The 25,524-nt window shown below is 39.8% G+C and carries 24 protein-coding genes and 1 pseudogene; 15 read left to right on the forward strand and 10 right to left on the reverse strand.

Annotated features, from left to right (window positions below):
• From F994_RS17680 to gatC, 4 genes and pseudogenes are all read right to left on the reverse strand, one after another.
• Positions 1–607, reverse strand: a pseudogene (locus F994_RS17680) (hypothetical protein); the annotation flags it as partial.
• Between the two features lie 60 nt (positions 608–667).
• Positions 668–2,155 (reverse strand): Asp-tRNA(Asn)/Glu-tRNA(Gln) amidotransferase subunit GatB, encoded by a 1,488-nt coding sequence (gene gatB, locus F994_RS00735; RefSeq protein ID WP_004648072.1) that lies wholly within the window; start codon positions 2,153–2,155, stop codon positions 668–670.
• A complete protein-coding gene (gene gatA, locus F994_RS00740) occupies positions 2,156–3,634 on the reverse strand; it encodes an Asp-tRNA(Asn)/Glu-tRNA(Gln) amidotransferase subunit GatA (RefSeq protein ID WP_004648073.1) in 1,479 nt (492 codons plus the stop codon).
• 53 nt (positions 3,635–3,687) lie between these two features.
• Positions 3,688–4,002, reverse strand: coding sequence for an Asp-tRNA(Asn)/Glu-tRNA(Gln) amidotransferase subunit GatC (gene gatC, locus F994_RS00745; RefSeq protein ID WP_004648074.1), 315 nt, complete (start codon positions 4,000–4,002; stop codon positions 3,688–3,690).
• Positions 4,003–4,135: 133 nt separating this feature from the next.
• Here gatC and F994_RS00750 point away from each other — a divergent pair, with 133 nt between their 5' ends.
• The 6 genes from F994_RS00750 (at position 4,136) to F994_RS17520 (ending at position 8,890) form a co-directional block, all read left to right on the forward strand.
• Positions 4,136–5,182 carry a rod shape-determining protein gene (locus F994_RS00750; protein WP_004648075.1) on the forward strand — a complete coding sequence of 349 codons (1,047 nt, stop codon included), beginning with the start codon at positions 4,136–4,138 and terminating at the stop codon, positions 5,180–5,182.
• A 16-nt stretch (positions 5,183–5,198) separates the two neighbouring features.
• Positions 5,199–6,056, forward strand: a complete 858-nt coding sequence (gene mreC / locus F994_RS00755; protein WP_004648076.1) for a rod shape-determining protein MreC — start codon at positions 5,199–5,201, stop codon at positions 6,054–6,056.
• Positions 6,043–6,534, forward strand: coding sequence for a rod shape-determining protein MreD (gene mreD / locus F994_RS00760; protein ID WP_004648077.1), 492 nt, complete (start codon positions 6,043–6,045; stop codon positions 6,532–6,534). The genes mreC and mreD overlap by 14 nt, the downstream gene beginning before the upstream one ends.
• The gene (locus F994_RS00765) at positions 6,522–7,088 is read left to right on the forward strand and encodes a Maf-like protein (protein ID WP_004648079.1); all 567 of its coding nucleotides are present in this window, start codon (positions 6,522–6,524) and stop codon (positions 7,086–7,088) included. The genes mreD and F994_RS00765 overlap by 13 nt, the downstream gene beginning before the upstream one ends.
• Positions 7,089–7,127: 39 nt before the next feature.
• Positions 7,128–8,582: a ribonuclease G gene (gene rng, locus F994_RS00770; RefSeq protein ID WP_004648080.1), complete on the forward strand. Its 1,455-nt coding sequence runs from the start codon at positions 7,128–7,130 to the stop codon at positions 8,580–8,582.
• A gap of 134 nt (positions 8,583–8,716) precedes the next feature.
• Complete coding sequence (locus F994_RS17520; RefSeq protein WP_004648081.1) at positions 8,717–8,890, forward strand: PA1571 family protein; 174 nt, start codon at positions 8,717–8,719, stop codon at positions 8,888–8,890.
• A gap of 54 nt (positions 8,891–8,944) precedes the next feature.
• On the opposite strand, the gene F994_RS00775 is transcribed toward F994_RS17520, so the two are convergent.
• Both F994_RS00775 and F994_RS00780 read right to left on the reverse strand, forming a co-directional pair.
• A complete protein-coding gene (locus tag F994_RS00775) occupies positions 8,945–10,324 on the reverse strand; it encodes a WS/DGAT/MGAT family O-acyltransferase (RefSeq protein WP_004648082.1) in 1,380 nt (459 codons plus the stop codon).
• Positions 10,325–10,503: 179 nt separating this feature from the next.
• Positions 10,504–11,238 (reverse strand): phosphoadenylyl-sulfate reductase, encoded by a 735-nt coding sequence (locus F994_RS00780; protein ID WP_004648083.1) that lies wholly within the window; start codon positions 11,236–11,238, stop codon positions 10,504–10,506.
• A gap of 199 nt (positions 11,239–11,437) precedes the next feature.
• Between F994_RS00780 and thrH the strand changes: the two genes are divergently transcribed.
• On the forward strand, positions 11,438–12,055 hold the full coding sequence (gene thrH / locus F994_RS00785; RefSeq protein WP_004648085.1) for a bifunctional phosphoserine phosphatase/homoserine phosphotransferase ThrH: 618 nt from the start codon (positions 11,438–11,440) through the stop codon (positions 12,053–12,055).
• 74 nt (positions 12,056–12,129) lie between these two features.
• Here thrH and F994_RS00790 read toward each other — a convergent pair whose 3' ends face one another.
• From F994_RS00790 to F994_RS00800, 3 genes are all read right to left on the reverse strand, one after another.
• Positions 12,130–13,263: an OmpP1/FadL family transporter gene (locus F994_RS00790; RefSeq protein ID WP_004648086.1), complete on the reverse strand. Its 1,134-nt coding sequence runs from the start codon at positions 13,261–13,263 to the stop codon at positions 12,130–12,132.
• A 333-nt stretch (positions 13,264–13,596) separates the two neighbouring features.
• Positions 13,597–14,883, reverse strand: coding sequence for an OmpP1/FadL family transporter (locus tag F994_RS00795; protein WP_004648087.1), 1,287 nt, complete (start codon positions 14,881–14,883; stop codon positions 13,597–13,599).
• A gap of 776 nt (positions 14,884–15,659) precedes the next feature.
• A complete protein-coding gene (locus tag F994_RS00800) occupies positions 15,660–16,283 on the reverse strand; it encodes a TetR/AcrR family transcriptional regulator (protein ID WP_004648088.1) in 624 nt (207 codons plus the stop codon).
• Between the two features lie 119 nt (positions 16,284–16,402).
• On the opposite strand from F994_RS00800, the gene F994_RS00805 reads away from it, so the two are divergent.
• From F994_RS00805 to F994_RS00840, 8 genes are all read left to right on the forward strand, one after another.
• Positions 16,403–17,056 (forward strand): NAD(P)H-dependent oxidoreductase, encoded by a 654-nt coding sequence (locus F994_RS00805; RefSeq protein WP_004648090.1) that lies wholly within the window; start codon positions 16,403–16,405, stop codon positions 17,054–17,056.
• A gap of 243 nt (positions 17,057–17,299) precedes the next feature.
• Positions 17,300–18,289: an acyl-CoA desaturase gene (locus F994_RS00810; protein ID WP_004648091.1), complete on the forward strand. Its 990-nt coding sequence runs from the start codon at positions 17,300–17,302 to the stop codon at positions 18,287–18,289.
• The gene (locus F994_RS00815; protein ID WP_004648092.1) at positions 18,286–19,572 is read left to right on the forward strand and encodes an NAD(P)/FAD-dependent oxidoreductase; all 1,287 of its coding nucleotides are present in this window, start codon (positions 18,286–18,288) and stop codon (positions 19,570–19,572) included. The genes F994_RS00810 and F994_RS00815 overlap by 4 nt, the downstream gene beginning before the upstream one ends.
• Positions 19,573–19,581: 9 nt before the next feature.
• Positions 19,582–20,376 (forward strand): DUF1365 domain-containing protein, encoded by a 795-nt coding sequence (locus tag F994_RS00820; RefSeq protein WP_004648093.1) that lies wholly within the window; start codon positions 19,582–19,584, stop codon positions 20,374–20,376.
• A complete protein-coding gene (locus F994_RS00825; protein WP_004648094.1) occupies positions 20,373–21,569 on the forward strand; it encodes an SAM-dependent methyltransferase in 1,197 nt (398 codons plus the stop codon). The genes F994_RS00820 and F994_RS00825 overlap by 4 nt, the downstream gene beginning before the upstream one ends.
• A gap of 40 nt (positions 21,570–21,609) precedes the next feature.
• Complete coding sequence (locus F994_RS00830) at positions 21,610–22,389, forward strand: DUF1295 domain-containing protein (protein ID WP_004648095.1); 780 nt, start codon at positions 21,610–21,612, stop codon at positions 22,387–22,389.
• 8 nt (positions 22,390–22,397) lie between these two features.
• Positions 22,398–23,447, forward strand: a complete 1,050-nt coding sequence (locus tag F994_RS00835) for an SAM-dependent methyltransferase (RefSeq protein ID WP_004648097.1) — start codon at positions 22,398–22,400, stop codon at positions 23,445–23,447.
• A gap of 47 nt (positions 23,448–23,494) precedes the next feature.
• Complete coding sequence (locus F994_RS00840; RefSeq protein ID WP_004648098.1) at positions 23,495–24,817, forward strand: sensor histidine kinase; 1,323 nt, start codon at positions 23,495–23,497, stop codon at positions 24,815–24,817.
• Between the two features lies 1 nt (position 24,818).
• Here the strand turns inward: F994_RS00840 and F994_RS17340 are convergent, their stop codons facing one another.
• The gene (locus F994_RS17340) at positions 24,819–25,523 is read right to left on the reverse strand and encodes a response regulator transcription factor (RefSeq protein WP_004648099.1); all 705 of its coding nucleotides are present in this window, start codon (positions 25,521–25,523) and stop codon (positions 24,819–24,821) included.
• Between the last annotated feature and the right edge of the window lies 1 nt (position 25,524).

Consider the following 25,524-nt stretch of genomic DNA (forward strand, 5'->3'; position numbering starts at 1 on the left):
TGAGAGAAAAATTAGAAGTATCGCCTGTAAAACCCAAATTTTTAAGTCGCTTGCTGGATTGAATTCTTGATTCTAAATCAAGCATATCTATGAGAAAAAAATTAGAAGTATCACCTGTAAAACCCAAATTTTTAAGTCGCTTGCTGGATTGAATTCTTGATTCTAAATCAAGCATATCTATAAGAGAAAGATTAGAAGTATCACCTGTAAAACCTAATTTTTTAAGACGTTGACTACTATTAATTTTAGAGGTTAATTCAAAATTATCTAGAGAGGTAGAGTAGCTATAGAGTTTAGTATTTTTCTTACTAGAATTTGATGAGTACGAGGTTGTGTAGGGAATATTTAAATCTTTTACAGTTGAAGGTGTATAAACTTTTTCTTTATTAGAGTTAAGAGTTTTTATACCATATTCACCTGTATATGGATTCACATTGCCACTAGTTGACCAATTATTATAAAAATTCCCATCAGGATTTGATCGGTAATGTGGTTGTACATAAGTACCATCTTTACGATAGTAGCCTTTAACTTTAACATCTGCTAATAAGCTTGAGCTGAAAATAATTAAAGTTAAAAAAGTTACTAATATTTTATTTAAATTCATATAAAAACCCCGCATTAAGCGAGGTTTTTATAACATGGAATCAATTCATTAGCGAATAAATCAACCAATCAACTTCTTCATCAACTCATTTACTTGTGCAGGGTTGGCTTTACCCTTAGACGCTTTCATTACTTGACCGACAAGACCGTTAAATGCCTTCTCTTTACCCGCTTTGAATTCTTCAACCATTTTTTCATTGGCTGCAAGCACGTCTTTAATAATCGCTTCAATTGCACCTGTGTCGGTTTCTTGCTTCAAGCCTTTTTCGCTAATAATGGCATCGGCAGATTTACCTTCATCCCACATAAAGCCAAAGACTTGCTTCGCAATTTTACCGCTGATGGTGTTGTCCACAATACGCGCAATCATGCCACCTAACTGTTCAGCCGAAACAGGGGATTCAGCAAGGTCTAGGCTCGCTTTATTTAAAGCACCTGAGAATTCGCCCATCACCCAGTTTGCAGCCACTTTACCTTGAGCCGCACCGCCAGAAGCCGTCACAACAGCTTCATAAAAGTCTGCCATTTCGCGTGAAAGTGTCAATACATGAGCATCGTATTCAGTCACAGCAAAGTCAGCCACAAAACGCTCACGACGTGTCGCAGGTAATTCAGGCAAAGTCGCACGTGCTGCTTCAATCTGAGCATCAGAAATAATCACAGGCAACAAGTCAGGATCAGGGAAATAGCGGTAATCGTTCGCTTCCTCTTTCGAGCGCATTGAACGGGTTTCCATTTTCACAGGATCAAAAAGACGCGTTTCTTGGTCAATCTTGCCATCCCACTCCAAAATTTCCATTTGACGTTCAATTTCAACATTGATCGCTTGTTCAATGAAACGGAATGAGTTGAGGTTTTTAAGCTCACAACGTGTACCAAATTCATTGCCCGGACGACGCAACGACACGTTACAGTCACAACGGAACGAACCTTCGGCCATGTTGCCGTCAGAAATACCCAACCAACGTACCAAAGTGTGAATCGCTTTAATATAAGCAACCGCTTCTTCAACCGAACGCATGTCCGGTTCAGACACAATTTCAAGTAAAGGTGTACCAGCACGGTTTAAGTCAATGCCTGACATACCTTCAAATTGGTCGTGAATCGATTTACCTGCATCTTCTTCAAGATGCGCACGTGTTACGCCAATGCGTTTTACTGTGCCATCTTCAAGTTGAATGTCGATATGACCTAAGCCGACAATCGGATTATCCATTTGGCTAATTTGGTAGCCTTTAGGCGAATCTGGGTAGAAATAGTTTTTACGTGCAAATACCGACGCTTTGTCGATATAAGCATCAATTCCCAAACCAAAGCGAATGGCAAGATCAACCACTGCTTTGTTCAATACGGGCAACACACCCGGCATCGCCAAATCAACAAGGCTGGCTTGTGTATTTGGGTCTTGACCAAAAGTGGTTGATGAACCTGAGAAAATTTTAGAGTTTGTTGCGAGTTGAGTATGAATCTCAATCCCGATCACCACTTCCCAACCATCAATCAACAGTGATTTAGCTTTCTTTTGAGCTGTTTTTGAGATATTCGTCATTTATGCATTCTCCTCAGCAATTGCCGCACGTTGAGTATGCCAATCGGTCGCTTGTTGATACTGATGAATCACAGACAACAATTGCGATTCAGACCAATAGTTACCAATCAGTTGTAAGCCAACAGGCAATTGATCTTTATCAAAACCAACCGGTGCATTGATTGCAGGAAGACCCGCCAAGTTCACAGCGATGGTGTAGATGTCGCCCAAATACATTTCAACAGGGTCTAAAGAGGCACCAATTTTATATGCCGTGGTTGGCGCAGAAGGAGCGGCAATCACATCAACAGATTCAAAAGCTTTTAAGAAGTCTTGTTGGATCAGACGACGTACTTTTTGTGCTTTGACATAGTAGGCATCGTAATAACCAGCAGACAACGCATAAGTACCAATCAAGATACGACGTTGTACTTCAGGGCCAAAACCTTCTGAACGTGAACGCTTATATAAATCGGTTAGATCAACTGGATTCTCACAACGGTAGCCATAACGTACACCGTCATAACGCTGTAAGTTTGACGATGCTTCAGCAGGGGCAATCAAGTAATACGTCGGAACATAAGCTTCAGTCATGTTGAGATCAATCTCAACCAAGGTTGCGCCCATGTCTTCTAACTTTTTCAATGATTCTTCAACGCGTGCTTTTACATCAGCATCTAAGCCGGCAACATTAAAGTATTGTTTAGGAATACCAATGCGTAAGCCTTTTACCACTGTGCCGTTTAGGTTAGCCACATAATCATCAACGTCTTTTTCCATAGAGGTTGAATCTTTTGCGTCATGACCTGCCATCACGTTCATCAGGTAAGCACAGTCTTCAGCCGAGCGAGCCATTGGGCCGCCTTGGTCTAAAGACGAGGCATACGCGATCATACCGAAACGAGATACACGACCATAAGTCGGTTTAAGCCCTGTAAGACCACAGAATGACGCAGGTTGACGAATTGAACCACCTGTATCTGTACCTGTGGCAAACGGTGCCAGATCAGCCGCAACAGCCGCAGCAGAACCACCTGATGACCCCCCCGGAACATGATCCAGTGCCCATGGATTTTTAGTTGCGCCAAAGTAAGATGACTCCGAGGTCGAGCCCATGGCGAATTCGTCCATGTTCACTTTACCTAAAGTCACCAGACCAGCAACTTTGCCTTTCGCTACAACGGTGGCGTCGTAAGGAGAGATAAAGTTATCCAGCATTTTTGAACCCGCAGTGGTCTTAATGCCTTGGGTACAAAAAATATCTTTATGCGCAATCGGTACACCAGTCAGTACAGTTGCAGTACCTGCTTTGATTGCAGCATCCGCAGCATCTGCTTGAGCCAATGCCTGTTCTGGCGTTACGGTTACAAAACTTTGCACTTGAGCATCAATTTTATTAATGCGTTTTAAATAATGTTCAGTCAGTTCGCGAGATGAGAATTTAGCTTGGCTTAAACCCTCAGTGATTTCACGAATCGATAAGCGATGTAAATCAGTCATGAGAAAAAATTCTTTACCTTAAATTTGATTTAATGGGTTTAACTGAATAAAAATTATTCAATCACGCGAGGAACTAAGTACAAGCCATCCTGTGTTGCAGGTGCAACAGCTTGATATTCTTCACGATGATTCTGTTCAGAAACCACGTCTTCACGTAAGGGTTGTGGGTGATCAAATGGGCTTTTAAGTGGTTCAACACCATCAGTGTCGATACCTTTTAAGGTTTCCATCATGCCTAAAATTTTATTTAGACTTTGAGCATATTCAGTAGATTGCGTCGCATCTAGCGACAATCGAGCAAGATTGGCGATTGCCGAAACTGTTTGTGCATTTAAATCCGCAGAATGCTGTGCATCCGATGTAGACATAACATCACCTGAGTCAGTATTAAAAAAATTCAAAATATCGTGCGTTATAATAAGCGATTGACTTGTTCAAATCATCACATTTAGTTAAAGTTGCCACCTTGCGTCCACATAAAGTTTAATCGAGAACGTCTCCGTGATTCTAAAAAGACTAATTGGCTTGTTTTCGCCCGATCTAGCCATTGATTTAGGTACAGCAAATACACTTATTTATGCACCAGGACGAGGCATTATATTAAATGAACCGACTGTTGTGGCAATTCGTCATAGTGGTTCACAAAAAATTGTTGCCGCGGTCGGTCTGGATGCAAAGCAAATGCTGGGTCGTACGCCTGCGAATATTTCTGCAATTCGTCCGATGAAAGATGGTGTGATTGCCGATTTTGAAGTCACAGAAACCATGCTGCATCAATTTATCAGTAAAGTGCATGAAAAACGTCTATTTCCACCTGCGCCGCGTGTTGTGGTGTGTGTGCCGTGTAAATCGACTTTGGTCGAACGCCGTGCTATCCGTGAAGCGGTTTTTAATGCTGGTGCGCGTGATGTGCGTTTAATTGAAGAACCAATGGCTGCGGCAATTGGTGCAGGTATGCCGGTTGAGCAAGCATGTGGTTCGATGGTGGTTGATGTTGGTGGTGGTACCACTGAAATCGCGATTATTTCATTACAAGGCTGTGTCTACGCTGATTCATTACGTATCGGTGGTGATGTGTTTGATGAGCAAATCATTAACTACGTCCGTAAAGCACACGGTTGTGTGATTGGTGAAACGACGGCTGAAGTGATTAAAAAAGAAGTCGGTATGGCTTTGCTTGATCCTGACTCAAAAGTACTTGAAATTGAAGTACGTGGTCGTAATTTGGCAGAAGGCGTGCCGCGTGCAATTACCGTGACTTCGGTTGAAATTGCTCAAGCGATTTCTGATCCATTACAAAATATTGTTTCTGCGGTGAAGTCGGCACTTGAACAAACTCCTCCTGAATTGTCTTCTGACATTGCCGAGCGTGGCATTGTGTTGACGGGTGGCGGTGCATTATTACGTAATCTAGATAAACTCCTTGCACAAGAAACGGGCTTACCTGTGGTTGTTGCTGAAGATCCATTAACGTGTGTGACTCGTGGTGGTGGTAAAGTCTTAGAATTCTTTGATAATCCAAATCATGACATGCTATTTGTAGGCTAAGTTAAGGACGAGGCGGGTGCAAACAAATCTGTTTTCTAGACAACCGCCATCTTTTCGCTCATTTATCATTGCGGTCATCACATGTTGGGTTGTGCTGTTTTTTAATTGGCACATGCCGCATGTGATTCAACCCGCACGTGATGTCTTGTATGCGGCATATAATCCAATTTATGCCTTAGCAAGTTATCCAGTGTTATCGCGAGAATGGCTCAATCAACAAACCAAGTCCGAGGCGCAGTTACGTCGTGAAAATACCGCGATGCATGCCGAACTTTTACAGGCGCAAGTTCGTCTGCAAAAACTATCTGAACTTTCTGCTGAAAATACCCGTCTAAGAGGCTTACTCGATACGCCACTGATTATTGATGGTCGGATGGAAATTGCAGAAGTGATTGGTACAGATGCAGATCCACTGCGTCATATTATTGTGATTAACCGAGGTGCAAGTAGCCAGCTGAAAGTGGGTCAAACCGTACTGGATGACAAAGGTATTATGGGGCAGATCATTAATGTCTATCCACATAGTAGTCGCGTGATGTTATTGTCGGATAAAGAGCACTCTTTATCTGTACGTTTAGAACATACTGGAATGCGGGCCATTGTTTCGGGTACGGGTGATTTAGGTCATTTGAAAATGGAATATGTTCCAACCAGTGCCAATATTAAAGTGGGTGAAAAAGTCTATAGTTCTGGACTGGGCGCACATTTCCCTGCGGGTTATTTGGTCGGAACGGTGTCTAAGGTGAATCGACATAATTCAGGTGAATTTTCCAAAATTGATGTGATTCCAGCAGCACAGTTGGCCGGTGGGCATCATGTGGCGGTTCTATTTTCCGATTCTTTAGCGATGGAGCAACCTTATGCTAATCGCTAAACTGCGTTCTGAAAAAAATCGTGATCCGTTAATTGCGATTGTACTTTCCGTCATTATTTGTTCAGTACTCATCGTTTATCCGTTGTCTTACGCTGTTTCAGGTGCGCGTCCATTATTCATGCTGTTGGTGGTGCTGTTTTGGGTCATGTGTCAGCCCACATGGTGTGGTATTTGGTTTGCTTTTGGGACAGGAATTTTTACCGATCTTTTGGTTGATGCGCCTTTAGGCATGAATGCCTTCAGTTTTGTTGTGATTACCTTTGTGGCACGATTTTTAACCCGTGAACGCCGTATTTTGACTTTTGGTAATCTGTGGGCAATTAGCTTTTTAGCCGTATTGGCACATTTATTTATCACTTGGATTGCGCAAATTATGGGTGGGTTGCAGTTTTCGATTGCAAGACACTGGCAGCCTTTGTTAAGCAGCATTTTAGTTTTCCCACTGATTTATTTTGTACTGAAAAAATGGCGCATTTAATTCTTGCTTCAAGTTCTCCACGTCGCCGTGAGTTACTGCAACAACTGGGACTAGAGTTTGATATTTTTAGTCCAGAAATTGATGAGTCTGTTTTAGCAGGTGAGGACGTTGCAGCCTATGTTGAACGACTGGCATGTGCAAAAGCTCAAGCAGTTTTAGAGCAATTCCCAGATGCCATTATTCTGGCTGCTGACACCAGTGTTGGGGTGGCTGATCAAATTTTAGGTAAGCCTGAATCTAAGCAACATGCTTTTGAAATGTGGCAATCCATTTCAGGACGTAAACATGATGTATTTTCAGGTGTTTGCGTGCGTACAAGGCGCGAAAAATCAAGTATAGTGGTACGAACGCAGGTTGAGTTTCAAGCATTAAGCCGCAATGATATGGAAGATTATTGGGCGACAGGTGAGCCTTTAGGTAAAGCTGGTGCTTATGCCATTCAGGGGATTGCAGCACGTTATATTCCTCGTATCGAAGGAAGTTATAGTAATGTGGTGGGCTTACCCCTATACGAAACAGTACAGTTATTAAAAGTAGTTAAGGCCCTAAATTAACTGCTGAACAAGAATTTTTATAATGTTTTGAGTCTTATTATGTCTGACGAGCTACTGATTAACGTCACCCCTATGGAATGTCGGGTGGCTTTAATCCAAAATGGTACGGTCAATGAATTATTTGTAGAACGCACGGTTAAACGTGGTTTAGTGGGCAATATTTATAAAGGCAAAGTGGTTCGCGTTTTGCCGGGTATGCAAGCGGCATTTGTCGATATTGGTTTATCTCGCACAGCCTTTTTACATATCAATGATATGATCTGGCCACGTAATCAGCCCACACCCAATGTATTTGAATTGCTGCAACCGGGCCAAGTGCTTACGGTTCAAGTGATGAAAGACATGCTTGGAACCAAAGGCGCTCGCTTAAGTACAGACTTGTCTATTCCTTCACGTTATTTGGTACTCATGCCGTATGGTCATCATATTGGTGTTTCACAACGCATTGAGTCTGAAGAAGAACGTAACCGCTTACGTTCGATGATTGAGCCTATTCAAAGCACACATCAGCTACCGGGCAGTGTGATTGTTCGTACGGCTGCCGAAGGGATTCCAGAATCAGAAATTGCCCAAGATATGGCATATTTGGCCAAGCTTTGGGAATTTATTCAACGTAAACAAAAAAGTATTGTGGTGCCTTCACTTATTTTTGAAGAGTTACCCCTTCCGCAACGCGTGATTCGAGATTTAGCCAACGAAGCAACCTCTAAAATTTCAGTTGATTCACGTGAAATTCATGCCAAGTTACAAGAATTTGTCGCTGAATTTGTACCTAGTATGCAAACCAGACTGATTCACTATCCGGGTGAACGTCCTATTTTCGATTTATATAATGTCGAAGAAGATATCCAGAAGGCTCTACAAACTCGTGTAGCGTTGAAGTCTGGTGGATATTTGATGATTGACCAAACTGAAGCCATGACCACCATTGATGTCAATACGGGTTCATATGTAGGGGGAAGAACACTAGAAGATACGGTGTTTAAAACCAATATGGAGGCAACGCAAGTCATTGCACGTCAACTCCGTTTACGTAATTTGGGCGGCATTATTATTATTGACTTCATTGATATGCAAGAAGCGCAGCATCGTGAAGAGGTGATGAGCCAGTTTGAGCGGATGCTTGAACGTGATCATGCAAAAACCAAGATTACGCAAGTTTCGGAACTGGGTTTGGTTGAAATGACGCGCAAGCGTACCCGTGAATCCTTGGAACATTTACTCTGTGAATCCTGTCCAACCTGTCAGGGCCGTGGTTATGTGAAAACAGCAGAGACAGTGTGTTACGAAATTTTTCGAGAAATTTTAAGATATGCACGTGCTTTTGAATCAAAAAGTGGCTTTACTGTGATTGCTCATCCGTTGGTGATTGACCGATTGTTAACAGCTGAAGCACCCGCAGTGGCCGATTTAGAGCATTTTATCGGGCGTGTGATTAAGTTTCAGGTGGAAAATTTATATACGCAAGAGCAATACGATATCATTCTGAGTTGAAATTGTAACAGAATATCGTTAAACAGTTGTTACATCTGAAATTTTACTTTCGAAGTGTAATTTTTAATACTAGGCATACACAGTAGCCAAAGCCAAATTTCTCCTTTTGGCTTAGCAAAAAAAAGAGGTATGACATGAGTATAAGCCAAGTAATTATTAAACAAAGTTCGAAAGTTTTAGACCATAAACCTGACACTAATAGTGGTTATATTGTGGATGAACAAGGTAAAGAAGTTCAAATTACCACGGCTATGGTTCGTTCCGTCTGCCACCAATTATTAAATCGATGCCGAGCTATTAAAAATTAAGGGGCTAATTTTAAGCCCCTTAATTTATTTAAGATTTATTTTCAAAAATCGCGGTTAACTCACCGCCTGTAACTTTGGGTTTTCTTGACCTATGATTTGTTCAAATCGTTGAATTTCATCTTCTAAGTGGGTCAGTAAGTTTTGTATTTTAGGTAATGCATTGCGGCAACCCGTTAAACCGACTTCCAATTTGTCTAAATAGCTGGTCATCGTGATATTAAGTGCTTGTCCATCTAGCACAATAGATGCAGGGTAGAGCGCATCTAGTTTGGCACCATTCCAATACAGCGGTTCGCGTGGTCCCGGTACATTAGAAATAACAATATTAAAAGCTTGGCGCTTAGGCATCATGCCTGAAACGATATTGAAGCCAGCTGCACCATAAACCAATGCACTATAGTTTAAAATCTGATTTGAGTTCATGCGCTTAAAACGCTGTTTTGCGTTTAGCACACTACGGCGAATAATTTGTAGGCGTTCTAGTGGTGTTTCTTTATTGGTCCCTAAGTTGGCCAAAATCATGGTAATACGATTCGATACCTCAGAATCATCATCACGGATAGATGCCGGAACCATTGCAATCAGTGGTTTTTTCGGTAAAGCCTGTTGAGTAATCAGGTACTCACGTAAAGCCCCTGAGCAAATAGCCAAGACCACATCATTAATGGTGACACCCAGTGCTTTAGCAATTTTGCTTAAGCGTTCCAGTTCAAAGGATTGTGCTGCAAAACGACGAGAAGAACTGACTCGTTGATTTAAAATACTGCTAGGTGCTTGGAAGCTGGATACGTAATCTGGATTACGCCCCATATCCTTCATAATGGTTTGAGATAGCTCACGGAACACGATTGGGGTAGCTTCAAATTGTTGTTTGATTCCGCCCATAATTTTTTTAAATCTGCTTGATGTGGGTTCTTTTAGGCGTTTAGCACGTGGACCTTCAACACACCAAGGCGGCACAATACTTTTCGCGTTTGGATCCTGTGAGAGCGATTTTTCAACGAGGCGCATGCCTGCAATGCCATCCACCATCGCATGGTGAATTTTAAAGTACATGGCAAAGCGATTACCCTCAATGCCTTCAATAATATTACAGGTCCAAAGTGGCTTAGCACGATCAATTAGGGCACTGTGTTCTTGTGAAATATAAGTTAATAATTCACGGATTCGACCGGGGTGTGGAAGTGCAATATGACGGAAATGATGGTCTAAATCGAATTCTTGGTCTTCATCCCAAAACAGACCATTCAGTTTATTATTAAAAGGTGGGACGGGGATTGATTTTGAACTACGAATATCTGCAACAAGATCTTGAATAAAGGTTTTCGGTGCATGATCGGGAATTTGGAATAGAAAGAGTCCACCAACATGCATCGGCTGCTGTCGCTTTTCTAGTGACAGGAAAATAAAATCAATTGGGTGTAAAGGACGCATAGCGTTGGATGCCTCACTGCAATTTTATTGGCTGTTCATGTCTAAACTTTGAACAGGTTTGTTAGAATTATAAAAACCGTCTTTTTAGTATATCGCTTTTCAAATATAAAAAAACTTATTTCTGTATAATGATGAGTATAAGAAAAACCACTGATATACAGTGGTTTTTTTGAAAAAAGCTATTTTTTTAAGTTGCCGGAATGCAATCCGCACTCTTTATGGGTTGCTTCTTCCCACCACCAGCGACCTTCACGTTCATGTTGATTGGGAAGGACTGGACGAGTACAAGGTTCACAGCCAATGGAAATAAAACCACGTTCATGCAGTGGATTATAAGGGATTTCCATCATCCGAATATAGTTCCATACGTCGGCACTTGACCAGTTTGCTAAAGGATTATATTTGATCAATTGCTTATCTGGACCTGAAAAACCAGCATCTGCTTGAATAACAGGAATTTCATTACGTGTGCCCGGACTTTGATCTTTACGTTGACCTGTAATCCAGCCATCTAATGTAGCAAGTTTTTTACGTAGCGGTTTTACTTTACGAATACCACAACATTCTTGATGGCCATCTTCAAAAAAGCTAAAGAAACCTTTTTGTTTGACTAAGCTTTCGATGGCTTCAGATTCAGGAAAGCAAATTTCAATCTCAATATTATAGTGTTTACGCACCGTTTCGATAAATTGATAGGTTTCTGCATGTAAACGCCCCGTATCTAAGCTAAAGACACGAAAAGGTTTACCGAGATGAGAGGCCATATCAATCAAAACCACATCTTCAGCACCTGAAAATGAAATGGCAATTTCACCTTCTTGGCTTAAAGCCAGTTCTAAAATCTCACTTGGAGACTTATCGGTATATTCAGATGCAAGTGCATCGACAAGGTCAATGGTAGGGATAATTGTCATGACAGTTCCTGGCTATAGGCTTGGACACTTAAAAACCTATATTAATTTAATTCACAATGATTTTAATAGCATTGAAATAATCTGCTTAGCAATAAAAAATAAATGCTTATGAATTAAATAGATTTAAAAAACAGCACCTAAGAAATCATTTTTTAAGCTATGATAGCGCAAATTTTTTTCACTGGCCTGAGGAGAACCCATGGAAATCGTATGTCTTGATCTTGAGGGTGTGTTAGTTCCTGAAATTTGGATTAACTTCGCAAAAAAAACCGGTATTAAAGCATTAGAAGCAACGACACGTGATATTCCAGACTACGATGTGTTGATGACGCAACGTTTGAATATCTTAAAAGAGCATGGATTAGGCTTAAATGATATTCAGGATGTGATTGCAGATATGGGACCTTTCCCAGGTGCAAAAGAGTTTGTGAAATGGGTCAGTACTCATTTTCAGCTGATTATTCTTTCAGATACATTTTATGAATTTGCTCATCCATTGATGAAACAGTTGGATTGGCCAACTATTTTTTGTCATAAATTAGAAACTGATGAAAATGGCATGATTGCAGCGTACAAACTTCGCCAACCGGATCAGAAACGTCAAGCGGTGAAAGCCTTGCATGGTTTGAACTTCCGTGTGATTGCTGCGGGTGATTCGTATAATGATACGACCATGCTGGGTGAGGCTGATCATGGTTTCTTATTTGATGCGCCTGAAAATGTGATTGCTGAATTTCCACAATTTCCATCTATTCAGGGTTATGAGGCATTAAAAGAAGCGATTCGTAATGCTTCTGTACGTGATATTCCAGCTTAATTTGATCACTAAGTTGTAATAGAGAAGGGCACCAATGGTGCCCTTTCTTATTTAATTTGAATCTTTTTAATTAATTAGAAACGGTAGCCGATTTTCATACCATAACCAAGAGCCGTATTATCTTCAAAGCTACCAGCAACTCTTCCACCTGTTTGGGCTTGAGCATCACCTAACCAGAAGTATTTAACGCCTGCTTGGATGAAATAATTTTCAGCAGGACTATATTGACCACCTAAGCCAACACTCCAATAACCTTCAACGGGACCTAAAGTTGTTACTGGATTACCAGCACCTGAATCCCAGCCAACAGCAGCTGTACCAGACCATTTAGCGTTAAATTTATGACCTAAACCTACTGTTGCAGACCATTGATCATCAGAATAATCAATCAAATTATTTTTTGATTTTTCTTTAAGAACATTTGGTGTAACTGCAAACTGGCTCCAATGTACCCAACGGATATTCGCAAACGCCAAAGTATTTTTAGCAATACCTGATTGTAAATCTAGATTAACAGATTGTGGTGTAGTTACTTCAGTGGTGCTACTAGGAAATATTAATTTACCTAAGCCGAAGGTCTCAAATGTTTCTACTTCATGTTTAATTTCAGAGCGATAAGTTACTGCTGCTTTTAGCGCAATTGCAGGAATTTGGTAGGCAAAACCTGCCAACCAGCCATAAGCATCATCTTCTTTAAGCGCAATATCATAACCACCGACAGCAGTTGGACCACCATAAGCAGTACCACGTAAAGATACTTTTGCCTTTACAGTTTGATATACAGGACCTGCATAAACATTCCAGTTTTCAGTCGGTTGGTAACCAATTAAAGCTGTAATATTATTGGTTTTAACTTCAACGCCTGTACCTTGTTTACCGTCGCCAAATGCGCCAGCATCAGTTGCGTATTGAGAATCTGCGCCATAAGGTTGATCGTAAAGTAAGCCCAAAGAAATTTGATCTGTTGCTTGAATTTTTATAGCAGCAGCAGGAAAGTAGTAGTCTTCGCCCATATCGCTGACTTTATTGCCAGCATTGTCTTTCCCTTGAACCTCAGGATCTAAAACTGAAAGACCTGCTTCAGCATAGTTTCCCGGTTGTAAAAAGGCTGAAATAGATTGTCCTGAACGATCAAGTCCAGCGGCAAATGTTGCTGTCGTCGGAATTAAACTAAGTAAAATTGCTGAATGAATCGCTGTAAGCTTCATGAATTCTTTTCCTTGAGCCGCTTAATCGTTATTTAAAAGTTACGGGAAAATAACATAAATAAAAAAAGAGTAAATGCTCAGCTCTGATTGGGAAATGAACTGTGTAATTCAAAAAATAAACTTGAATAGAGTAAAAGTACTAATAGTGACTTAGTATGTAAATGATTTATAAGTAAAAAAATAGAGTAATCATTTTAAAAAATGAAAGTAATATAAGGGGTTCTTTTTGATTAAATTTAAAACATATAGAAAGCTAAGTTTAAAAAACAATAGGCATAATGTAAAAAGACCATAGCAAACTATGGTCTTTTTTTAAATATTGAATGGCTTAAATTAGAATTTGTAACCAATTTTTAGACCATATGCAAGTGCATCATTGTCTTCAAAATTTGCTACATAAGAAGCTGTACCAAAGTCAGAAGCAACTTGAGCTTTAGCATCACCTAACCAGAAATATTTAACGCCGCCAGCAATAAAAGTTTGTGGTGTTGGGCTAAACTGAGCACCTAAACCAACATTCCAATAACCTTCAGTTGGACCTAATGTAGAAATAGGGTTGCCTGCACCAGAGTCCCAACCTACTGATACGTTACCAGCCCATTGTTCACTTAGTTTACGACCTACACCGACAGTTGCTGAGATTTGGTCATCTGTGTATGCAACTAAATCAAATCCTTGAGCTTTACCAGGAATGAATTTGGATGCATGACCAAAATCATTTGGACGAATCGCAAAATCTTTCCAGTTAACCCAGCGAATATTTGCGAATGCTACGGTATTTGCCATTACACCTGTTTGGAAATCTAAATTTACAGATTGAGGTGTTGTTATTTCAGTTTGGCCTGGTGTGTATCCAAGTGCAGGATTAATTGTTGCTGCTAACCCACTAGCGCCTAAACTTTCAGTTACTTGTATTTTATGTTCAATTTCAGAGCGATAGGTAACTGATGTTTTTAAAGCAATTTCAGGGATTTGATATGCGAAACCTGCAAGCCAACCAGCAGCACCATCTTCATCAATATTGGCATTATAATCTCCAAATGCTGCTAGGCCACCGTATGCGACACCGCGTAATTGAACATCACCTTTTACTGTTTGATAAACAGGGCCTGCATAGATATTCCAGTTTTCAGTTGGTTGAAAACCAAAAATCATTGATAGGCTCTGTGTTTTTACTTCAACAGATGTTCCTTCTGTGCCATTGTGGAATGCACCTTGATTAGCAAGTGCAGGAGGTAAAGCAGCAGATGTTGTTTTTGTATCTGTTTTATATTCAGCATCAGCACCAAATGGTTGGTCGTAAATCAAACCAAAAGAAAAGTTATCAGTAACTTGTAGTTTTAGTGCAGCGCTAGGAAAGTAATAATCACCAGCCATTTCACCAACACTTGTATTTTCAAGACCGATATTTGCTGCTGGTAATGCAGGATTTGGAGTCCATCCACTTTTTACATTACCTGAAACATTTGGGTCTAAAACAGAAATGCCTGCTTCAAAATAGTTACCTGGCTGTAAAAATGCTGCGATTGATTGACCTGAACGGTCTAAAGCTGCTGCGAATGCACCTGTCATTGGTACGGTTGTAAGGATAATGGCTGTGGTAAGTGTTTTTAATTTCATGCTGTATCTTTCCTTGAGGTACAAATTTTATTACTGAAATTGCTGTTATTTATGTTCAGTATTCATTTTTGGCAACATCGGTTTTTAAACCTGATATGATTTGTTACTCCATGTGACAAAAATAGCACAATAAAAAAAAGAGTAAATGCTCTAGAAAAACAAATAAGGATAAAAATTTATTTATTTAATTTTTTTTGTTTAAAAAGTGTTGGTTTTTTTATTTTAAGTTATTGAAAATTAATTGAATAAATAAAATTTAATGCTGCTTAGTTTTGTTTTTTATTTGGTTATAAAATAATCGTTTATTATGAGGGATAGAATGTTTATTTGCAGTTTTGATCACACTATTTAACAGTAAGTACCTTACTCAGCTAACGATAATCTTTTAATAGATTAGATCATGATGATTGTGGCCTTGCAGAGCCATGCTCCTCATACAGTATCAAACCATAGATATTCTCTTTTTTGCCCATTAATTAAACTGATATAAATCTGCAAATTAGGTGTTGATAGTCTTCGCCAGAAGAGTAAATTTTTTGTACATAGCGGGCTACTTTCTACTCCAAAAGAAGCGAATGCTGTCTGATTTGAATAGATTGAAATTTACTATAAATCGGGTAACACAGTATTCTGTAAATAGTTGGTTAGGTCCTAAAAACCTTGAGCAAAAAGATTTAATAATTTAGAGGGATGAGGAGCCTTATTCCGTAAATTTCATAATTTTTTAATAGTTTTGTCTAGTATCAAAAACTGCATAGCTTTGATGTTATGGCAACTCATGGTAGGATTACGCTTGTTGTTTCAATCCGATGATTTAAACTTTGAATAATGATATTGATATATTTTTCAACATCATCTTTAAAAATCATATATTGCAATGCTAAACCATAACTTAATGAAATTAACTCAGCGGTAATCGTCTCAATCTGATTTTGATCTACAGGTTGTGCTGCTGGAATGAGGCAGATTAAAATTTTGGCTACTTCATCTTTATGTGTCTGCCAAACTTTTTGATATTCTAATGCAAAAGATTTATCACGCGCTGCATATAATTGAAGCTCAATTGATATTTTTAACCATTCAAAGTTATTAAAAAAATCACTTAGCCAAACACGAAGTTTCTCAATCGAATAATCACTATTTAAGTCTTCTTTGGATATTATCGTTTGAAGTTGAAGATTTTCTTTCTCAAATTGCAGTCGCATTAATTCTAATAAAAAATCTTCTTTATTACTAAAATTTGAATAAAAAGCACCTTGAGTGTAGTTGGCATGTTTAGAAATATTTCTAATAGAAACAGCACCATAACCATGAGTGGAAATTAAAGAAAATCCAGACTCAATAAGGGCTAGGCGAGTTTTAAGCTGTTTTTCATCACGTGATAGTTTTGTTGAATTCATGAAAGCGAAATAAATGAGATAACAATTGATATCTTAAATTTTATGAGATAAATTTGCTACTTATTTTTCAAATATCAGTTGTAATCTGAAAAATAAATATTTTAATTTTAGAGATGATTATGAGCCATAGTGCATATAAACGAATAGTTGTCATCAATGGGCATCCTTCAAAAAGCAGCTTCAATGCTGCATTGGCAGATGCATATATAACGTCCGTAGCCAAGTACAACGTTCAGGTCGATTTGATTGAAGTGGGGCAATTGCATTTTGATCCTAATCTTAAAAATGGCTATGAAAAGAGAATGGAACTAGAGCCAGATTTAATCGAAGCTTGGAAAAAAATTGAGCTTGCTGATCATTTGGTCTGGGTTTTTCCTGTGTGGTGGGGCGGGCTGCCAGCAGTGACTAAAGGTTTTATTGATCGTGTATTTTTACCGAGTACTGCCTTTAGCTATTATGAAAACAGTAATCGCATTAAAGGCCATTTAGTCAATAAAACAGCCAGAATAATTACAACATTGGATCAGCCAGGTTGGTTCTATAAGTGGTATTTTGCTGAACCGAGTACTCGGCAGCTGAAAAAAACCACCTTAGAATTTTGTGGGGTAAAAAAGATCAAAACGGTTTATATCGGTTCTGTTCGCGGTTCCAGTGAACTGAAACGTGAAAAATGGTTAAGACAAATGGAAATGTGTGCAAAGCAGGATTGCTATAATGCTCAAAGTTTTTACTTAAATAATAAGCCAGCAGCGAATAAATCAGGAAATTACTGAGCTGTAAAAATGAATGCCTATTTGGAGTGTGTTAGCTTGCAGGGGGTTAGGCTATATGGCGAATGGCCAAATAGGCAATACAGTAAAGACTAAATAAATGATCTATATTTTTAACGCGCAATTGAGATCGTATCGATTTATTTCCATGACTGCGCTAAAAAGCATCTGCTTCACATAAATTTCATGTCGACTCCATTAAACTCATTTAAACAAAATCTAATAATTTTGAAATTAGGATTAGCGATGTTCAAAAGTCTTATGCGCTGGGTAGATAGTTGGTCCATAGCTGTTCAGGCAGAGACCATTTCATCTGAGAAAAAGAAAATTCAATGGCTGCGGATTTTCCCCTTTATTATTCTGCATATTGCTTGTCTTGGCGTATTTTGGGTGGGGGTCTCGTGGTTCGCAGTTGCCTTCATGCTGATTTTTTATTTGATTCGCATGTTCTCAATTACCGCATTTTTCCATCGTTATTTGTCACATAAGACTTTTCAGACTTCAAGGACGGTGCAATTTATTTTTGTGTTGCTTGGCACGATGAGCGCACAGCGTGGACCTTTGTGGTGGGCGGCCCATCATCGTTATCATCATCGATTTACTGATACAGAGCAAGATCCGCATTCATCTACTCATGGATTTTGGTACAGTCATGTAGGGTGGTTTTTAAATGAATATAACTTTGCCACACGCAAAGAAGTGATTAAAGATTGGTTGAAATATCCTGAACTTATTTGGCTTGACCGATTTAGCTTTATCATTGTATTCATGACTGCGGGGGCAATTTATATATTAGGAGAATGGTTGGCTGTTGCCTATCCATTTCTTGCAACATCGGGTTTACAGTTGTTGGTCTGGGGGTTTGTCATTTCAACTGTATTACTGATTCATGCGACTTTGTGTATTAATTCACTTGCCCATCTCTACGGCAGTCGTGACTTTGAAACTCAAGATCAAAGCCGCAATAATTTATTTTTATCCATTATTACGTTAGGTGAGGGTTGGCATAACAATCACCATTTTTATGCAGGCAGTACACGGCAAGGCTTTTATTGGTGGCAAATTGATATCACTTATTACCTTTTAAAAATGATGTCTTGGTTTGGCTTGGTCTGGGGATTCAAGCCAATTCCAGCGCGGGTTTATGAGCTAAGTAAAATAGCGCAATCATCCGTAGCAGCAAAAAAATTAATTAAGACCAATACAAAGAATATTCAAACTGGGGAGTCTTCATGAAAATTGCCATTATTGGTTCGGGTATTTCTGGGTTATATGCGGCATGGAAACTTTCAAAGCAACATCAAGTGACTGTTTTTGAGAAAAATAATTATTTTGGCGGTCATACAGATACGCATGATCTAGAAATAGAGGGGCAGATGCTTGCCGTCGATAGTGGTTTTATCGTATTTAACGACTATAACTACCCACTTTTTAGTCAAATGCTTGCTGAACTTGGGGTCAAAGCTCAAAGCAGTGATATGGGCTTTTCTGTGAATAATCAGGTGACGGGGCTACAATATAATCCATCGAAAAAAATATCATTACTGTGCCGACCGCAGAATTTTTTGAAATCTAATTTTAGAGTAATGTTAGCCGATCTATTTAGATTTTATGCAGCAAATAAAGAAGTGATGGTCGATGATTGCGAGATCACATTAAGTATAGAAGATTATTTAGACCAAAATGGCTATTCAGAGGCCTTCCGCCAAGAGCATTTATATCCGATGTGTGGTGCACTCTGGTCATGCCCAATTGAGCAAGTGGGACAAATTCCTTATAAATTTGTGGTCAGTTTTTTTCAGCACCATCGAATGTTACAGCTCAAAGACCGGCCACAATGGCAAACAGTCAAAGGCGGTTCTGCTCGCTATGTTCAAGCCATTCAGCAACAGTCACCCAACATTGTGTTTAAGCAACTTGCGGTCAACAGCGTATCACGGTTATCCGATCAGGTGATTGTTCAAACAGACGTGGATACACAGCAGTTTGACTGGGTGGTTTTTGCCAACCACGCCGATGATAGTTTAAAACTTTTAGCGGATGCGACAACACTTGAGCAAGATGTACTGGCAAACTTTTCTTATCAAGATAATCGAATGGTGGTACATAGCGACCTGAGTATCATGCCGAAACGCAAGTCTCAATGGGCGAGCTGGCATGTGCATGTCACTGAAGCTGAATCTGATGTTGAAGCCGTATTTCAGCATGCAAAGGTTCACTATGGTTTTAGCTACTGGATGAACAAGCTGCAAAATTTATCCTGTAAAACACAAATTTTTGCCACGCTGAATCCGAATTTTCGCATTAATCCCAAGTTTATTTGGGTCGAACGCCAGTATCGCCATCCCATTTTTAATGCAGCAGCCATTGCGGCGCAAGCGCGTTGGGCAGAAATTAATGGACAAAATCGAACCTCATTTTGTGGGGCTTATTGGGGTTGGGGATTTCATGAGGATGGTGCGCGTAGTGCGGCGAAAGTGGTGGAGCAATTGGCACAGTTCGTAGCCGAGCCTGCTTAGGAGCATGGTATGTTGATGACCTCACTTGCTGTTGCGCCTGCCATGATCAGGCATCGTCGCTATTTGCCGAAGTCACATGAATTTGACGCGCAATTAAGCTACCTATGGTTTGATCCCGATCAGATGGATTCTATTACGCAGCAATCATGGTTGTGGTCATTGAAGCGCTGGAGTGTGCTGCGGCTAGATGCAGATGATTTTTTAATTGCAGAGCATGGTTCAATTCGGGAAAAAATTAAAAAAATACTCCTTAAACAAGTCAATATTATCTTGGCTTCAGATACTCAAATTCGTGTGTTGGCACTACCACGCACCTTGGGTTTTTATTTTAACTCGGTGGTCTTTTATTTTATTTTGGATGCCACTGAGCATCCGATCTTTATTTTGAGTGAAATCACCAATACCCCTTGGAATGAACGTCAGGTTTATATCCACGATTGTCGGGATAAAGCAGTTCAACATTCACATTTTCAAAGCTATTCGTTCGAGTTTGAAAAATCATTTCATGTCTCACCTTTTATGCCGATGGATATGGATTATTGTTGGCGCTTTAATTTTTCAGAACAGCAAACTGTCATCCATATGCAGTTGTTTCAACAGGATGTAGTGCAATTTGATGCCACAATGCGTTTTTCACTGCATCCCATCACAGTTCCTTCACAACACTATCGTTATGCTATTTCCTGTGTCTTTGAACCTTTTAAAATGATGGCGGGTATTTATTGGAACGCTTTTCGTTTATGGACGAAAAAAGTTCCATTTTATCGACATCCCAAGAAAAACAAGGGAAATACAATATTATGAAAACACTCATTTCCAGTGAACAAGATTCGCTACCTTTGGTTTTACGTAGTTTATTTAAGTTGCGTCACGGTCAAATTATATTTCAAGGGGTCTGGAATGGTTTTGTCGGCGACAGTATTGAGTTAAGTGCTGTAGTTCGAGTTCATAATAAAAAACTGATGGAGTTGATTTTTAAAAATGGTGTATTGGGTGCAGCCGAAGGCTATATTCGGGGCTATTGGAGTACGGATCATTTAGTCGAACTGATCCAAATTCTGGCGCGTAATCGAGATGTTTTAGATAAACTTAATCAAAATATCATTTCTCAAGCCAGCCAAATCTTTTTAAAGGCATGGTACAAAACACGTAAAAACTCAATCGATGGTAGTCGAAAAAATATTGCTGATCATTATGACCTGAGTAATGATTTCTTTAAGTTGTTTCTTGATCCATCACTGATGTATTCCAGTGCTGTATTTAAAGAACCGAGTATGAGTTTAGAACAGGCTTCAAATTATAAAAAAGAGCTGATTTGTCAAAAATTACAGCTTAAACCGATGGATCATTTGGTGGAAATTGGCAGTGGCTGGGGCGGGTTTGCAATTTATGCAGCACAACATTATGGCTGCAAAGTTACCACGATTACCATTTCACAAGCGCAATATGATGAAGCCGTGGCGCGTGTAGATGCTGCTGGTTTGGCACATCGTGTCGATGTACAGTTAAAAGATTACCGCTTGCTGGAAGGGAAATTCGACAAACTGGTTTCTATTGAAATGATTGAAGCCGTGGGTGAACCCTACTTACCGACTTATTTTCAGCAATGTCGCAATTTGTTAAAACCGAATGGTTTGGCTCTGATTCAGGCGATTACCATTGAAGATGCGCGTTATAAAAAAGCGTTAAATACTGTGGATTATATTAAGCGTTATATTTTTCCCGGCAGTTTCATTCCGTGTATCAGTGTCTTAACTCAAACGGCATCAGAACAAAAATTACGTTTAAAACACTTGGAAGATATTGGGCAAAGTTATGCCCAAACATTACATCTTTGGCGGAAAAATTTTTTAGCTGCACGTGAACAAGTCCTTGCACTGGGTTTTGACGAAAACTTTATCCGTATGTGGGATTTTTACTTGTGCTATTGCGAAGGTGGTTTTAAGGAAGGCGTGATTAGTGATGTGCATATGTTGTTTGAGGTCAGTGCATATTAAATTTCAACCTTCTATATGAATTTGCCAAGGAGAACGCTAAATGCTGTTGGATTTATTGTTGCTTGACGTCTTCATTATGCTGTGTTGCTGGGTCATTGTGACTTATAACCATCGTGCAGGTTTAGTCGATGTTGCATGGAGTTTCAGTATTGCCTTCAATGTCATATGGGCCGCACTTTTTCTGAATACCGCACCAATGGCCGTGCGTGTCTTTATTGGTCTTGCAAGCAGTATTTGGTTTTTACGCCTGACATGGCATTTATTGCGTCGTTATGGGCATGAAACCGAAGAAGATCGTCGTTATGCCAATATGCGCCGTGCTATGGGGGCATTCCAGCATCTTGGTTTTTTAGCTTTTTTCATGTTTCAAGCGGGTCTTGCGATTCTATTTTTATATCCGATGCTGGCGCTACTGAGTACCACACAGATGCAGTGGAATGACTGGAGCAGTTGGGTACTGATCGCTGCCGCATTGATTATGCTGGTGGCATTTATGGGGGAAAGTCTGGCCGATCATCAACTGTATCGATTTAAACAAAATCCTGCCCATCAGGGTAAAACTATGGATCAAGGCTTATGGAAATATTCACGGCATCCAAATTATTTTTTTGAATGGCTGCATTGGTTTGCCTATCCCATTTTAGGTCTTGCGGCTGGGCTGTATATGTTATGGATTTATCCCGTATTGATGTGGTTGTTTTTGTACTACATCACAGGTATTCCGTTTAGTGAACAACAAGCATTACGTCATCGCGGTCAAAACTACCGAGATTATCAACAACGCACGTCAATGTTTATTCCCTGGCAACCTAAAGAGTAGGACAACCTATGGATTTTATTATTCAACAGTCGCTAAGAATTGTCGAAAGTGGATTGCTTCCAGATCAGGCGATTCGTGCTGCAATACGGGGCTTAAGTAAAAAACGCTTAATACAAGAAGGACGTTATGATCCTGAACAGGGCGCCCAGCGTTATATGGACGTACTGAACATGCTCAAACACAGTGAAATTGCCATCGAAACCGATAAGGCCAATGAACAGCATTATGAGTTACCAACTGAATTTTTTCAGGCTGTGCTGGGCAAACGCTTAAAGTACAGTGCAAGTTTATTTGCCGATGCTCAAACCACGTTAGATGAAGCTGAGGAACTGGCTTTAGCGAGCTATTGTCAACGTGCGCAATTACAAGATGGTCAACATATTCTAGAGATCGGTTGTGGTTGGGGATCTTTAAGTCTATGGATGGCAGAGCACTATCCGAAGGCAAGCATTACCGTGGTCTCTAATTCTGCAACGCAACGTAAATATATTCAACAACAAGCTAAATTACGACAGTTTAACAATTTGAGTGTAATCACTTGTGATGTGAATGTATTGGAACTTGAAAGTGCTACATTTGATCGAGTCGTATCGGTGGAAATGTTTGAACATGTGCGTAATTATCAAAAACTATTTGAAAAAATAAACACTTGGCTGAAGCCTGAAGGATTACTTTGGTGTCATATTTTTTGCCATCGTTTTTTACATTATCCATTTGAAATTAAGAATGAATATGATTGGATGTCAAAATATTTCTTTAGCGGTGGACTCATGCCATCGGCTTCAACTTTCTTACATTTTCAAGATCATTTACAGTTAGAGCAGCATTGGCAGTGGTCAGGGACACAGTATGAACGCACTGCCAATGCTTGGCTGGAAAATATGGATCGGCATGAGCAACGCTTAAAACCCTTATTTGAAAAAACCTATGGCAAGGCTGCCGCAGCGTGGTGGCAACGTTGGAGGATTTTCTTTATGGCCTGTGCTGAATTATTTGGTTTTGAGCAGGGGCAAGAGTGGGTAATTGGTCACTTTTTGTTTAAAAAGAAAGTCCTATAATCTAAATTGAATTTGACCCTTCGTTGGTCAGGTAAGGGATTGAGTCTATGTTGAAGCTATTTAAGGGCAACCGTGCTCATCCCTTGGGTGAAGTCTTTAATCGTTACTATTGGTTGCAAATTGGACTGATTGCGTTATCAATTGTGATTGGTATTTCATGCAGTGCATGGGTGATTAAAGGCACATTGCTGAAAACGGCGCTTGAACAGGAAATGGAGCATTATTGGATGCGTGTTGAGCGTAATCCAAAGGCAGATTTACCCGATACGAAAAATTTGTATGGCTACCGATGGAACGGGGTTAGGCCAAGCAAGTTTCAAAATATGCAGTTAAAATCAGGTATTGACCGTCATTTTATTGATGGCAAAGAGCGCATGACCGTTTATGGAGAACGCAATGGACAGCATGTACTTTTAGTTTTTGGCGAGAGTAACGTCAATAAGCTGGTTTGGTTGTTTGGTTTGGCACCGTTAATGTTTAGCCTATTTATCCTTTATAGTGTGCTGTGGTGGTGGAATCGTCGTGCGCGCCGATACTTTTCTCCAATTACCCGACTGGCCAATGCTTTAGAAAATATCGACTGGGAACATCAAAATAAAGAAGCGTCGCCGTTTCAGGACATCAGCACGGATGCCAACATGGAAGCGGAATATTTAAAACAAGCGCTAGAGAAATATCATCAGGTATTAAGTGAGTTTATTCGTCGTGAACGTGAGTTTAGCGGTGATGTCAGTCATGAGCTTCGCACACCGTTGACGATTTTAAAAGGCAATGTGCAACTTTGCCAAGCACGTTATGGTGATAACAAAGCTTTTACGCGTTTGGGCAATACCATTGAAGATATGCAGTTATTGGTCGATACCTTGTTGGCAATTGCGCGTAATACCACCAATACGCTGACTCCAGAACATAGATCACTATTCAATATTTTACAGGAATTACAAGTCGATTTAGACAGTGTGGGGCAGGCCAAAGGGATACAGATTCATCTTCAACAGCATGGAGATGAACAGACACGTCAACTTTATCCGTCTATGACCAAAATGGTCTTTGGTAATATTTTGCGTAATGCCTTAAATTATTCGCAAGGTTCAGAAATTGATATTATTTTGCAAAAAAATAAAGTGTTAATTGCTGATAATGGCATTGGCATCAATTTACCCAATGATGTGAAAGTACAGGAATTGTCGAGCCGGCAACTTAAATTAGAAACCAAAGGGCATGGTATTGGGCTGCAATTGGTACAAAAACTGTGTCTGCAATTGGGCTGGCGTGTGGAATTGTTTGATCGTCAATATTATTTAACGATCCAGAGCGATATTGATTTAAAGCCTTCAACGGGATTGATTGTGGTGGTGTATCTTGCCTAGTTTAGTTTAGCTGAGCTGGATCGGTTTCAATTGAAATTTTTAAGCCAACCCCAGACACGGTATGGATTAGTTTCTGATTGAAAGGTTTGTCGACCATTTTGCGTAGATTATAAATATGACTACGTAGCGCATCACTTTCAGGCTCGGCATCACCCCATAAGGCCATGATAATTTCTTGTTTAGTCATGACTTTGGGGGAGTTGCGCATTAATAGCTTTAACAGTTTAAACTGAATTGGCGGGAGTTCGATGCTTTGACCCGCACGGCTCAAACTTTGACGAGCACTATCTAAAATAAGGTCATGAATTTGCAATTGGCTCTTTGAAACTTCACCCAGTGATCTTTTAATTAAAGCCCGAACGCGCACCACCAACTCATTAAAGTCGAAAGGTTTGACTAGGTAATCATCGGTGCCTGAAGCAAAACCTTTTAGTTTATCATCTAAGGTATCGCGTGCAGTCAGCATCAGCACAGGCAGGTCTAAGCTTTGTTCTGTCCTTAACCATTCACAGAGATCATAACCTGAGCCGTCCGGCAAATTAATATCCAATAACAGAATATGATAGGGATGCTGTCTTAATAAATTGCGTGCCGCATCTAAATTACGTGCATGATCTATGACAAAACCATGCTCTTCTAAAAACTCAGACAGGGTAGAGGCAAGCTCGTAATGGTCTTCGACGATGAGGATAAAATGTTTGGTCATA

The sequence above is a fragment of the Acinetobacter bohemicus ANC 3994 genome (genome assembly GCF_000367925.1).
Lineage (GTDB): Bacteria > Pseudomonadota > Gammaproteobacteria > Pseudomonadales > Moraxellaceae > Acinetobacter > Acinetobacter bohemicus.